This window comes from Streptomyces sp. NPDC043680, from assembly GCF_056436685.1.
In genome coordinates, this window is record NZ_JBWKCE010000002.1 from 154,321 (window position 1) to 166,319 (window position 11,999).

The window sequence follows — 11,999 nt, forward strand, 5'->3', positions numbered from 1 at the left end:
CCTTGGCGAGGCCGGTGGTCAGGAACGCGACCCTGTCCTCCGGGGTGCCGTTCAGAGCCGCGTTGGCCTCCCGTATGACCGACTTGCCGGACGCCGGGTCGGCCAGGATCTTGGCGATGGCCACGGCGTTCTCCGTGTCCGAGCCCACCACCGTGCCGGCCGGCATCGACGCCGACGCCGTGACCGGCGCGGCGGCGGCCGGCGACGGGGTGGCGAGCAGCAGGGCCGGAGCCAGGGCGCCGGCGGTCAGGGCGAGCGCGGCTCGGGTCAGTTTCATGGTTCCCCCCAGTCGAAAGGCTGTCCGGGTCTCGACAGCCAGACGATCTTCGCAAGGGGGTCTGACAATGGCCCACAAAGCTCGGCCCTTCGGTTCCGCTCTCGGGCGAGTCTCATACTTCCGGGCCAGCCCGCCCCGCACCCCTGTCACACCAGGGGGTGCGGGGCAGGTCCGGCGGACGGAACGGTGCCGCGCCCGCGCCCGAGGCGGAAGCGGCGTCGGCCGCCTGGCGCCGGATCATGCGGGCGATCACGTCCGGGGCCACGGCCCGCGAGTACAGCCAGCCCTGCCCCGTATCGCACCCGACGCGCCGCAGGCGTGCGGCCTGACCGGCGGTCTCCACACACTCCGCGGTCACCGTCAGGCCGAGCCGGTGCGCCAGTTGCACCAGGGCCTCGACGATGGTCTCGTCGGCCGGGTTCGGGTGGGTGCCCTCCTCGTAGCGGAAGCCGCGGACGAAGGAGCCGTCCAGCTTCAGCACGGACACCGGCAGCCGGCTCAGGTAGGCCAGGTTCGAGTAGCCGGTGCCGAAGTCGTCGATGGCGATCCGCACGCCCATGTCGCTGAGCGCCTGGAGTGCCTGCAGGGGCCGCCCGGCGGAGCCCATCACCGCCGATTCGGTCAGCTCCAGCTGCAACAGCTGCGGGGCCAGACCGGTGTCGGCGAGGATCTCCGCCACGTCGCCGACCAGGTCGGAGTCCCAGACCTGCCGCACGGCGACGTTGACGGAGACGAAGACCGGGGTGTCGCCGGGGTGCTCGATCTGCCAGCGCCGGGCCTGCCGGCAGGCGGTCTGGAGGACCCACCGCCCCAACTGGACGATGGACCCGTCCTCTTCCGCAATTCCGATGAACCGATTCGGCGTCAACATGCCGAACTGCGGGTGGTTCCAGCGCACCAGCGCCTCGACTCCGCGCACGGTCCCGCTCTCCAGGTCCACGAGCGGCTGGTACTCCAGCTCGAACTCCCCCCGCTCCACCGCCGGTCTCAGGGTGGAGCTCAGGGCCTGGCGGGTCATCCGGTGGGCGTTGCGCTCCGGGTCGAAGAGCGTCCAGCGGGCCTTTCCGTCCGCCTTCGCCCAGTACAGCGTGGTGTCCGCGGCCTGCATCAGCCCGGTCGCCGAGGTTCCGGCCGCAGCCCGTTCCACCACGCCGATGGAGGCCGAGACCGACAGCCGCTGCCCGGCCAGCTCGAACGGCTCCTGCACGGCGGCCAGGACGCTGCGGGCCAGGTCCGCGAGCTGCTCGGTGCCGGTGGAGTCCTCGACCAGCAGGGCGAATTCGTCGCCGCCGAGCCGTGCCACCAGGTGCCCGCCCGTACGCCCGTAGCCGGACTGGTCGGCGCACTGGGTCAGCCGGGACGCGACGGCGGTCAGCAGCCGGTCCCCGACCCGGTGGCCCAGGGTGTCGTTGACCGCCTTGAACCCGTCCAGGTCCAGGTAGCACAGCCCGATCCGGCCCGTGCCGCCGTGCTCGAACGAGGAGGCCTCCAGGGCGGCGGAGAGCCGCTCGAAGAACAGCGCCCGGTTGGGCAGCCGGGTCACCGGGTCGTGCATCTGGAGGTGGCGCAGCCGGGCCTGGAGATCACGCCGGTCGCTGATGTCGGCCACCGACAGCAGGACGTCCCGGGTGCCCGGTACCGGCCCGAGGATGACCTCGGTCCACAGCGAGTGCCCGTCGGGGTGCTTGAGCCGGCGGGTGCAGCGCAGCCGGGCCTGCCGGCCGCGCAGCACCTCCTGGTAGGCCTGCCAGGTACGGGTCTCGGCGGCCAGGTCGACCAGGTCGGCCGCGCACTGCTCGACGAGGGCGTGCGGCTCGGTGCCGAGGAGCCCGGCGAGGGCGGCATTGGCGGCGACGACGTAGCCCTCGCGGTCGACGACGGCCATGGCGAGGTGGGCCGCGTTGAATGCGGCCCGGTAGTCGCGCAGTTCGGACTCCGTGCGGGTCGGTGTGGTCGGCATGGCCGGCACTGCTGGGTGACGCTGCGTAATGGCCGATCGGATGCTGTCGGCCGCCGAACCGGTTCCTTCTGAGGTTCCGCTCACCGTTGGCTCCCGCAGTGTTCGTCGGTGTCCGTGCAGGAAAGTGTGCCGATCATAGAGGCAGCCGGACGGCCCTATCCAGCGGCGTCGCCGTGTGGGGGGCGACACTTCGGCGTGCTGACGGTTCGTCGGCCGGTTCGGGCTCGATCGTTTCTGCGCAGCTGTGAGCGTCCGAAGGCCCTCACTGATCTCGCGTGATCGGTCGTGACGTTCTGTAGGCAATCGAGTGAACCACCGGGGTCACCGACTTGCCGTATTGCTCACTCGTGTGGGGCAGTGGAACAGGGCATTAGTAAGACAATCCCCTCAAGGTGGACCGAAATGGTACGAATCCACCACCGGAGGTCGATGTGCCGCGACAGCAGACACCCGGGGGAGTGGACCGCTCCCGCGTCAGAAGCACGGCGGCTGCGCTCACTTCCCTGACGGCGCTCGCCGCCATGTCGCTCGTCGCGGGGCCCGCGGTGGCCGACACCGGGGCCGGGCCGTGCGCGCTCGCCCGTACCTCGGCGCACCACTCCCTCGGGCTGGACACCTGGAACCGGGCCTACCCGCGGCCGCAGCGCACCCTCAACGCGGTCATGGTCTTCCTCTCCTTCCCCGACCACCGCGCCGCCCTGACACCCGAGCAGTTGAGCGGCGACTACTTCCCCGCCACCAGCGACTTCTTCGAGCGGGCCTCCTACGGGAGGTTCCGCCTGGTCCCGCATCCGCAGAAGCAGTGGATCCAGATGCCCAGGCCGTCCACCGCGTACGGGATACAGCGCGACTGGGCCGCGGAGGACCGGGCGGCCTATCTGCGGGACGCGGTCGCCGCCGCCGACCCGGGGGTGGACTTCGCCCAGTACGACGTCGTGTACTTCGTCGCGGACCCGGAGGCGCCCGGAGTGGACTCCGATGCCACCAAGGTCGTCAACTTCGATCGGCCGATCACCGCCGACGGGACGGAGCTGCGCCGCATCGTCACCGTCTTCGAGCACCACCCGCCCGACCGCAACGTGCTGGCGCACGAGACCGGGCACGTCTTCGACCTGCCCGACCTCTATCACCGGCCGACGGACGGAAAGGGCGACTGGGACACGTACGTCGGCGACTGGGACGTCATGGGCAGCCAGTTCGGGATGTCCCCGGACCTCTTCGCCTGGCACAAGTGGAAGCTCGGCTGGCTGGACGCCTCCCAGGTGGACTGTGTGCAGTCGGGCTCCTCGCTGCACACCCTCCAGCCGCTCGGGCAGTCCCCGCAGCCGGGCGGTACGGGCGGGACCCGGCTCGCGGTGATCCGTACAGGGCCCGGCAGTGCGGTCGCGGTCGAGGCGCGGGGCTCGGCCGGCAACGACGGGGACGCCTGCACCGAAGGGGTCCTGGTCTACCGGGTCCGCAACGAGGCGGCGTCGGGCGGCGGGCCGATCGAGGTGCTGGACGGACATCCGGGCACGGAGGCGTGCTGGGACCGGTCGGTGTTCCCGCCGCTGGCGGATGCCCCGCTGGAGGTGGGGCAGTCGTTCACCGTCCCCGGGGAGCGGATCCGCATCGAGGTGGCGGACCGGACCCCGTCCGGCGCGTTCACGGTGAAGATCACCACGTGACGGGCGCCGGCCGGCTCCCGGTACGACGAAGAAGGCCCCCACTCGCGTGGAGGCCTTCTTCCGTCTGTGCGCCGCCAGGGACTCGAACCCCGGACCCGCTGATTAAGAGTCAGCTGCTCTAACCAACTGAGCTAGCGGCGCTTGCTGACGAGGTAGACATTAGCAGGCCGGGGCCCGGAAGGAAAAATCGATATCCGCAGCTCGGGCGGCGCGGACGTACGCCCAGAGGAGGGCCTCCGGTCCGGGCAGCCACGGGGTCCGGGTGTCGGGTGCGACGAGCCAGCGGGACGGGCCGGGGGCGGACGCGTCGAGCGGCGGCACGGTGACGGCGTCGCCGCGGCCGTGGCAGAGCGGCGCGGGCACGGGCCTGCCCCACTCCTCCCACTCCAGCAGGGCGGGCAGCCGGTGGGCGGTCCCGGTGGCGGCGAAGAGCAGCATCCGGCCGCGGTGCACGGCGACGGGCCCGGAGCCGGGGCCCTCGCCCCAGAGCAGGTCGAGCATGCGGCGCCCGACCACGAGCGGGACGTTGACGACGTCGAAGGCGGTCCCGCAGGGCAGCACGGCGGGCGCGGCAGCCCGCGCCTCCCACAGCGCGAGGGTGCTCCGCGGATGGGCGCAGGCGGAGGTGAGCCAGGCGGCGCCCTGGGGGGTGACGTGCGCGGGGGTGCGGGTGTCGCGGGCGGAGGCGGTGGTGAGCGTCGTCATGCCTTCCGGTGTACCGGGGGTAGCGGCCCGGTTTCCGGGAGTTACGGAAAACCGGGACAGGAAGGGTTTTGCTGGGCTATGTTGCGCCCCGCATATGCCACCTGCCTCCGGCGGTCTGCCCATGCCGCCCCGCCCGGCGTCTCCTCGGCCGCGCCCGGACGGCCCCTTTGTCCTCCCCTAGTCCGCGTCCGGGGATGTGCCGCGCTGGAGGGATTCGCCGAACTCGATCATCTTGAGGGCGTAGTCCTCGGTCCACTCGGCCTCCTCGGCGATCACCGCCGGGGGCAGCCGGTCGAAGCGGCGGGGGTCGGCCAGCTGGGCCGCCGCCACCGCCTGGAACTCCATCGCCCGCTCCTGCGCCGCCCTGAAGGCGAGCGTCAGCTCGGTGGCCCGGGCCAGCAGCTCCCGCGGGTCCTCGATCGACTCCAGATCGAAGAAGTGCTCCGGATCCGCGGCCGCCTCCGAGGGCTCGAAGAGCAGCGGCGCGGGCCGCAGCCTCCGCTCGGTCCGCTCGGGCTCTGCCATGCGTGTCCTCCTGCTGCGCGTTCGGGTTCCTTCCGGGCCACCCTCCATTGTCCAACGCCGTGCAAGAGGGCCTCGCCTCACGCCGTGACCGCCGCCTTCGCCGCCACCTCGTCCAGGACGCCCGCCAGCTCCTGCGCCAGGCCCTCCGGCGCCCGGAACCCCCCGGTCCCGCCGTCGACCAGCTCGCCGATGAAGGGGATCGCCACCGACCGCTCCGCCGGCAGCATGCCGATCCGGTCGAGCACCGGCCGGAGCATCTCACGGCCGGAGCGCCGCCGGAGGGGCCCCCGCTGTAGCTGACCAGGCCCACCGGCTTGCCCTGCCACTCCCGGTAGAGGAAGTCGAGGGCGTTCTTGAACGGGGCGGTGAAGCCGGCGTTGTACATCGGCAGGACGAAGAGGAAGGCGTCGGCGGCGTCGACCACCGCGCTCCAGTCGCGCGTGTGCTGGTGGGTGTAAATCCCGCTGGAGGCGTACTCCGGCTCGTCCAGGAACGGCAGGGCCAGCTCGCCGAGGTCCACCTCGACCACCTCGAAGCCGCCGCGGGCGCGCGCCTGCCCGGCGACCCAGTCGGCGACCGGCCGGGCGGCGGAGGTGGGGCGGACGGAGGCGGAGAGGACGAGCAGGCGGGGCGACCCGGACGCGGCGGTAGGGGTGGTCATGGTGGTCATGGCGGTCATGTCGAGCTCCTTTGTTGACGTGTCAGCCATAGAAGCCGGTTACTAGGTGACATGTCAACCAGGTAGGTGATGTGTCATCCACTCGGTTAGGGTGAGCACATGACCGCACCCGGGCCCCGCTGGCTCACCCCCGCCGAACAGGACGCCTGGTACGCGTGGCGGCGGATGTTCCCGCTCGTCAACGCCGACATAGCCCGCGACCTCAACCAGGACAGCGGCCTTTCGGAGGCCGACTACGACGTACTGTCGGTGCTCGGTTCCACCGACGGCCACCGCCTGCGCATCAGCACCCTCGCCGGACACATGCAGTGGTCCCGCAGCCGTCTCTCCCACCAGCTCACCCGCATGGAGCAGCGCGGCATCGTCCGCCGCGAGGAGGTCGCCACCGACGGCCGCGGCGCCGAGGTGGTCCTCACCGATGCGGGGGTGGAGGCGATCATGACCGCGGCCCCCCTGCACGTGGAGTCCGTACGCCGCCACCTGATCGACCTGCTCGACCCGGAGCAGCTGCGCACCTTCGCCGAAGTGGGCGAGCTGCTCCGCGAACGCAGGGGCATCCAGCGCAAGAGGTGACTCAGGGCCGCCAGACCACCCGGTGCTCCGCCAGGTGCGCCAGCACCGAGTGGTTGGCCTCCCAGCCGTCGGGGAACTTCACCGTCACCCCCAGCTGCACCGGTTCCGTGGACGGATGCTCGTCCAGCAGCTCCGCTATCCCCGCCCGCGCCACCACCACGCAGGCGTGCCGGTGCCGCGAGGCCAGCACGCACAGCCGGCCCGTCTCCAGGTGGAAGGCCGTCGCGTCCGGGCGCCCGGACAGCGGGTGCAGCACCACCGTCAGGTCGTACTCCCGGCCCTGGAGCCGGTTCGCGGTGTCCACCGTGACCCCCCGGACCCCGAGCGAGGCGAGCGCCGCGCGGACCGCGGCCGCCTGGTCGCGATGGGCGGTCCCGACCGCGATCCGGTCCGCCGTCAGCGCACCCGGGAGCGCCGACTGCTCGTCCGTGGTCACCGCCCCGCGGTCCAGCGCGCGCCGCACCACCAGGGCCACCGCCCGCACCGCCTCCGGGTCCGTGCGCGGGGTGTGCCGGGCCGGCAGTTCCAGCAGCCCCCAGCCCGACTCGGCGGCCTCGTCCAGGACGCGGTCCGGGCCGCTCCCGTCCGAGGGCACCCCGAAGGCGAGCCGCCGCTCGCCCGGCCCGGTGCCGCTGCGGAACTGCGTGTACGGGTAGAAGGCGCGCGACACCAGCGGCGCGGCCGTCGCCGGGAGCCGCCAGGACACGGGCAGCCGGTGCTGCGGCAGCTGCGGGTTGTGCGCCAGCAGGGTGGACACGGCCGAGGCCGAAGGGTCGTAGGACAGCCCGGCCCACTGCTCCGCGCCGACCACGCTGAAGGGGTCCAGCTGCCCCGGGTCCCCAACGAACAGGGCCCGCTCGAACAGGCCCGCCACGGCCAGCAGCGCGTCGGAGCGCATCTGGTACGCCTCGTCGACGATGGCGTGCTCCCAGGGCTCGGCGTCCTTGACGTACGCCCACTTCGCCGCCGTCGAGATGGTCACCGGCAGCTCGGCGAGATCCGCCGGCTTGGCCGAAAGCGTCACCGAGGGCAGTTCACGCAGCGCCGGGTCGTACGCCTCCCCGTCGCTGCTGTGCAGGCGGCCGACCCTCAGCTCCGGGTCCTTGTCGGCGAGCCGCAGCACCAGGTCGTCGACCTGGGCGTTGGTCTGCGCCACCACCATCAGCCGCCGCCCCGCCGCGGCCAGCTCCCGGGCGGCCCGCACCACCAGCGTGGACTTCCCGGCGCCCGGCGGGGAGTCGACGACCACGCCCCGCTCGGTGCCGTGGAGCGTGTCGCGCAGGATGGCGGCGGTCGCCTCGGCGGCGGCGGTGCCCGGATCGAAAACGGTGCTCACAGGAGGTCCTCGTCGGTCACGGCGTCGGGCAGCGGAGCGGCGGCCGGCCCTGATCCCGGCGGGCCGCCGTGGGTCCACGGGGTCCGCTCCGGCTCCGGGAGTTTCGGGCCGCCGCGGGCGTCGTGCTCGAACAGCGTCCAGCACACCCGGTCGCCCTTCTCCGGCACCGAGCCCGGTTCCGGCTCCCTGCCCCGGCCCATCTTGTCGAGCAGCCGCAACACCAGCCGCCCGTCGTCCTCCCAGCGTACGAACTGGGCGCTCTGCGGGCGCCCGTCCAAGGAGCGGAACACCTTCGGGCCGCGGTCGCCGTAGTCCTCGGCGAGCTGCGGCCGGTCCTCCGTGGCCACCGTGACCAGCGGCCGGGGGCTGGGCCGCTTGGAGTCGGTCCATTCCATCAGCACCTCGGTGACCTCGCCCGCGAACGCCTCGCCCGCAAGGCGCCGACCCGCCATCACCAGCGGGTCGTCCAGTGCCTCCTGCGCGTCGAGCCGGACCTGCTCGGTCTCCCGGGTGGCCAGCTTCTGTGCCGCGGTCACCGCGTCGTCGCGGCGCGGCTGCGGCGGCTCGCCCGCCCGGACCCGGTCCCGGTGCCCGGTGTAGGACCAGCGGTCGCGGGTCCAGCGCTCCTCGGCCCGCTCCCCGGCCGGCAGCGCGCGCAGCAGTTCCAGGGACCGCCACACCGCGTCCCAGGTCGGCCGCATCTGCCGCTCCACGAGCGCCCGCACCCCGTCCTCGGCGCGCGCGAGCGCCCGGGCGTCGGGCGGCCCGTCGGCCCGCGCGGCGTCGTAGCGGGCCATCGCCGGGGCCAGCAGCCTGTTGTCGAAGGCCGGGTCGGTGGCCGGGCCCGCGGGCGGGACCAGCAGCTGGCCCTCCCGGTCGCGCTCCAGCTCGGCCCGCAGGGCGGCCTCCGCGCCCGTCTCCCCCTCCGGCGGGGCTATCCACGCCAGCAGCGCGCCCAGGTGCTGGTCTTCCAGGTTGCTCTGGCCGGTCGCCCAGTGCCGGCCCAGCAGGTCCGTCGCCGCCAGCAGCATCGACGCCCCCGGGACCCGGGCCCGCTCCCCGAGGTGGGTGAGCCAGCGGCCCAGCAGGGGCACCCGGGCGGGCGCCGGATACGGGTTCTCCGGATCCTCCTCCGCCGTCCGGCGAAACCGCATCGACCGCCCCAGCAGCCGTACGTACTCGATGCCCGCCCGGCTCGGCACGATGAGCTGCGGGGCGTCCAGGCACAGCTCGGCCTCGACCTTGCTCCGCGCGCCGGTCTCCGGGTCGGTCTCGGTCCGCTCCACGTACTCGACCTCGTCCGCGTACGCCTCCACGTACGGCAGCACCAGGTCGGCCAGGTCCGCCAGGAACGCCCAGCGCAGGTCCCGGTCGCGCGGCTGCGGAACCACCAGCAGCCGCGGCTCGGCCGGATCGGTGCCGACCAGGGCGCCCAGCGGAGCCCCGGTCTCGCCTGCCGTGGTCAGCGGTACGAAGACCAGCGGGCGCTCGCTCAGATGCCGGTGCCGTACGGTCGCGAGCGGCCGGGCCAGGCCCGCCCGGACGGCCTCCAGCCGGGCGAGGGTGCTCAGCAGGGACATGCGCTCGCCTCCAGGGCCTCGGCGCGCAGCCGCGCCGCCCGCTGGAGCGCGGCCGCGGTCGGGTCCTCGGGGAAGCCGGCCCCGGCGGCGGCCGCGAGGGCCTGCTCGACGGTGGTGAGGGCGCCCAGCTCCCCGCGTACGGAACGGCCGAGCGCGCTCACCTCGTCGGCGGCGCGGGCCCGCTCACGGCAGTGGAAGGCCAGCTCGCAGGCGGCCAGGCATTCGGGGGCGTAGGCGGCGGGGACGGCCGCGACCGCCTCGGCGAGCTCCTCGGCGGGCCGTGCGGGATCGAAGCCGAGCCCCTCGGGCAGGGCCGCGGCGAGCTCCTCCACTCCGGTCAGCCGGTGCAGCTGGCGCCGGGTGACCGCGCGCTCCCGGCGGACGTCCACGGCTGCGGCGGCGGGCTGGTTGGAGAAGTCCTTGGGGCAGACGAGCAGGACGGTGTGCCCGACCTCGGCGTCGGGGACCTTCGCGGCGGTCTTCTCCAGGGCGAGGACGTACACGGCGGCCTGCCGGGCGGCGGCGCCGACCTTGGCGGGGTCGGCCGCGCCGTCGAGCAGCGGGAACGACTTGATCTCCACGACGGTCCAGCGGCCGTCGGGATGCACCACGACGGCGTCGGGCTCCAGGTAGGCCGGGGTGCCCGCGACCTCCAGGGCCAGCATCGGATGGTCCAGCAGGGTCCAGGCCCCCGCGGCCGTGGCCTCGCGCAGCGCGAGCGCGGTGCGTGCGGCGCGGCCCTCGGGCCCGGCGGCGGTGAGATCGGGGACCAGGGCGCCCGGGCCGGGCGGCTCGGCGGCTCCCGGTCCGGCGCCCGCGCCCAGGTGCTCGTGGACCAGCCGCAGCAGCTCGGCTCCGCCGTCGCCCTTGACCTTCGCCTCGAAGGAGTTCCCGCGGACGATGGCGAACTGCGACTGGCCGAAGGCTGCGGGCGAGCCGAGCGCCGAGGCGAGTGCGTTCTTGTCCACCCCGGCGCCGTCCAGGAGGGCGCGTCTACGGCAGCCGGGGTTGGCGGCGAGCGCCGCGATCGCACGGGCGTCGAGCGGACGGGGCGGCACGGCGGGGCCGCGCAGGTCAGCGAGCCGCTGCCGCAGAGTCGTCGTCGGAGGCGGGCCGCTGGGCGGGTAGGAGCTCACGGGCGGAAGTGTCCCATCCGCCACTGACAATCGTGGTCTTCCTGCGGAAACCGGCCGTCCCGGCGGCCGATGCGGTGGTCCCGGCGGCCGGCCCGGTGGGCCCGGCGGCCGCGGCTCCGGCGGGCGGGCGGCGTGCGAGGGCGTACCCGAGGCCCATGACGGCGGCCCCCGCGACCGCGTCGAGGAAGTAGTGGTTCGCCGTGCCCATCACCACGAGCGTCGTGAGGGCGGGGTAGGCGATGCCGAGCGCCCGCAGCAGCGGGTGGCGCCCGTGCCGCCACAGCAGGATCCCGCACCACAGGGCCCAGCCGACGTGCAGGCTCGGCATGGCCGCGTACTGGTTGGTGAGCCCGCCGAACCCGCGCGGGGCACTGGCCTCGGCGCCCCACCAGCCGTACGGGCTGTACTGGGCCATGGTGTCGGTGAACCCGTACGCCGCGTCGAGCAGCCGGGGCGGGCAGGTGGGCATCAGCGAGAACCCGACGAGCCCGAGCAGGGTGGAGACCACCAGCCAGCTGCGGGCCGCCCGGTAGTGCTGCGGGCGGCGCAGGTAGAGCCAGACCAGCACCGCCGGGGTGACGAGGTAGTGCAGGGAGGCGTAGACGAAGTCGGCGGGTATGCCGAGCGGTCCGTGGTGCGAGAACAGCCGGTTGAGGGGGCGTTCGAAGTCGATGTGGAGCAACTCCTCGGCCCGCAGGATCGCGAGTCCGTGGTCGACGGCGAGGTGGACGTCGCCGCGGGCGAGGAGCCTGCCGCCGGAGTACGCGCCGTAGACGAGCCCCAGGAGCAGCAGTTCGGCCCACCAGCGGGTGGGCTTCTGCCGGTTAGTCATACGGCGTAAGACGGCTGTTCGACCGGATGGGTTGCTTGGGCCGCGTGGTGTTCATCTGATGGATGATGGTCGGACGATGTCATGACATGAATCGGAATGAACTTCTCAGAACCGGAGAAAACGCATGGCCCCCCGCATCCTCCTGGCCCGGCATGGCCAGACGGCGTGGTCCCGCCTCGGCAAGCACACCGGGCGGACGGACGTGCCCATGCTGGAGGAGGGCAGGCAGGGCGCGAAGCTGCTCGGCGAGCGGCTCGCCCGCGACCCGTGGCGCGGGCTGCCGGGCGTGGAGGTCCGCACCAGCCCGCTGGCCCGCGCGAGCGAGAGCTGCGAGCTGGCCGGCTTCGGCGTCCGGGCGGAGCCGTGGGACGCGCTGATGGAGTGGGACTACGGCGAGTACGAGGGCATGACCCCGGCCGAGATCCAGGCGGTCCGCCCCGGCTGGCTGATCTGGCGCGACGGCGTGCCGGGCGGGGAGACCGTCGCCGACGTCGCCGCCCGCGCGGACGAGGTCGTCGCCTGGGCCCGCTCGGCGGAGCGCGACGTGCTGGTCTTCGCGCACGGCCACATCCTGCGCACCCTGGCCGCGCGCTGGCTCGGCCTGGAGGCCTCCTTCGGGGCCCGCATCCGGCTCGACCCGACCTCCCTGTCGGTGCTGGGCTGGGCGTACGGCGCCCCGGCGCTGGAGCGGTGGAACGACACGGGCCACCTGGACCTGGACGCGTAGTC

General features: G+C 73.7%; 11 protein-coding genes, 1 tRNA gene and 2 pseudogenes. 3 read left to right on the plus strand and 11 right to left on the minus strand.

Annotated elements, in window-relative coordinates; translation table 11 throughout:
• Nucleotides 1-277, minus strand: a 277-nt coding sequence (locus AC0666_RS04115) for an ALF repeat-containing protein (protein ID WP_478707051.1), incomplete at its 3' end; no start/stop codon positions are given.
• Between the two features lie 112 nt (nt 278-389).
• Nucleotides 390-2,321 carry a putative bifunctional diguanylate cyclase/phosphodiesterase gene (locus AC0666_RS04120; protein WP_468968228.1) on the minus strand — a complete coding sequence of 644 codons (1,932 nt, stop codon included), beginning with the start codon at nt 2,319-2,321 and terminating at the stop codon, nt 390-392.
• 347 nt (nt 2,322-2,668) lie between these two features.
• Here AC0666_RS04120 and AC0666_RS04125 point away from each other — a divergent pair, with 347 nt between their 5' ends.
• Nucleotides 2,669-3,904: a M6 family metalloprotease domain-containing protein gene (locus tag AC0666_RS04125; RefSeq protein ID WP_361722998.1), complete on the plus strand. Its 1,236-nt coding sequence runs from the start codon at nt 2,669-2,671 to the stop codon at nt 3,902-3,904.
• A 67-nt stretch (nt 3,905-3,971) separates the two neighbouring features.
• Here the strand turns inward: AC0666_RS04125 and AC0666_RS04130 are convergent.
• The 5 genes and pseudogenes from AC0666_RS04130 to AC0666_RS04150 all read right to left on the minus strand — a co-directional run.
• Nucleotides 3,972-4,045, minus strand: a tRNA-Lys gene (locus tag AC0666_RS04130).
• Nucleotides 4,036-4,609 (minus strand): annotated as a pseudogene (locus AC0666_RS04135) (bifunctional DNA primase/polymerase). Before AC0666_RS04135 ends, AC0666_RS04130 begins: the two are co-directional and overlap by 10 nt.
• A 177-nt stretch (nt 4,610-4,786) precedes the next feature.
• On the minus strand, nt 4,787-5,134 hold the full coding sequence (locus AC0666_RS04140; RefSeq protein WP_361723001.1) for a hypothetical protein: 348 nt from the start codon (nt 5,132-5,134) through the stop codon (nt 4,787-4,789).
• A gap of 77 nt (nt 5,135-5,211) precedes the next feature.
• On the minus strand, nt 5,212-5,379 hold the full coding sequence (locus AC0666_RS04145; protein ID WP_478707052.1) for a hypothetical protein: 168 nt from the start codon (nt 5,377-5,379) through the stop codon (nt 5,212-5,214).
• Nucleotides 5,380-5,456: 77 nt separating this feature from the next.
• Nucleotides 5,457-5,843 (minus strand): annotated as a pseudogene (locus tag AC0666_RS04150) (NADPH-dependent FMN reductase); the annotation flags it as partial.
• Nucleotides 5,844-5,912: 69 nt separating this feature from the next.
• On the opposite strand from AC0666_RS04150, the gene AC0666_RS04155 reads away from it, so the two are divergent.
• On the plus strand, nt 5,913-6,386 hold the full coding sequence (locus AC0666_RS04155; protein WP_468582834.1) for a MarR family winged helix-turn-helix transcriptional regulator: 474 nt from the start codon (nt 5,913-5,915) through the stop codon (nt 6,384-6,386).
• A 1-nt stretch (nt 6,387) separates the two neighbouring features.
• On the opposite strand, the gene AC0666_RS04160 is transcribed toward AC0666_RS04155, so the two are convergent.
• Genes AC0666_RS04160 through AC0666_RS04175 form a run of 4 tightly spaced genes read right to left on the minus strand, consistent with a single transcriptional unit; the run spans nt 6,388 to nt 11,270 of the window.
• Nucleotides 6,388-7,722 carry an AAA domain-containing protein gene (locus AC0666_RS04160; protein WP_468582835.1) on the minus strand — a complete coding sequence of 445 codons (1,335 nt, stop codon included), beginning with the start codon at nt 7,720-7,722 and terminating at the stop codon, nt 6,388-6,390.
• On the minus strand, nt 7,719-9,302 hold the full coding sequence (locus tag AC0666_RS04165; protein WP_478707053.1) for a hypothetical protein: 1,584 nt from the start codon (nt 9,300-9,302) through the stop codon (nt 7,719-7,721). Before AC0666_RS04165 ends, AC0666_RS04160 begins: the two co-directional genes overlap by 4 nt.
• Nucleotides 9,290-10,438, minus strand: a complete 1,149-nt coding sequence (locus tag AC0666_RS04170; protein WP_478707054.1) for a hypothetical protein — start codon at nt 10,436-10,438, stop codon at nt 9,290-9,292. The genes AC0666_RS04165 and AC0666_RS04170 overlap by 13 nt, the downstream gene beginning before the upstream one ends.
• The gene (locus AC0666_RS04175; protein ID WP_478707055.1) at nt 10,377-11,270 is read right to left on the minus strand and encodes a phosphatase PAP2 family protein; all 894 of its coding nucleotides are present in this window, start codon (nt 11,268-11,270) and stop codon (nt 10,377-10,379) included. The genes AC0666_RS04170 and AC0666_RS04175 overlap by 62 nt, the downstream gene beginning before the upstream one ends.
• Nucleotides 11,271-11,394: 124 nt before the next feature.
• On the opposite strand from AC0666_RS04175, the gene AC0666_RS04180 reads away from it, so the two are divergent.
• Nucleotides 11,395-11,997: a histidine phosphatase family protein gene (locus tag AC0666_RS04180; RefSeq protein ID WP_468968217.1), complete on the plus strand. Its 603-nt coding sequence runs from the start codon at nt 11,395-11,397 to the stop codon at nt 11,995-11,997.
• Nucleotides 11,998-11,999 lie beyond the last annotated feature (2 nt).

Excerpts from the sequence above, each read along its gene's own strand:
- AC0666_RS04180 (WP_468968217.1), top strand. The coding sequence starts at position 11,395 with ATGGCCCCCCGCATCCTCCTGGCCCGGCATGGCCAGACGGCGTGGTCC.
- AC0666_RS04155 (WP_468582834.1), top strand. The coding sequence starts at position 5,913 with ATGACCGCACCCGGGCCCCGCTGGCTCACCCCCGCCGAACAGGACGCC.
- AC0666_RS04165 (WP_478707053.1), bottom strand. The coding sequence starts at position 9,302 with ATGTCCCTGCTGAGCACCCTCGCCCGGCTGGAGGCCGTCCGGGCGGGC.
- AC0666_RS04140 (WP_361723001.1), bottom strand. The coding sequence starts at position 5,134 with ATGGCAGAGCCCGAGCGGACCGAGCGGAGGCTGCGGCCCGCGCCGCTG.
- AC0666_RS04175 (WP_478707055.1), bottom strand. The coding sequence starts at position 11,270 with ATGACTAACCGGCAGAAGCCCACCCGCTGGTGGGCCGAACTGCTGCTC.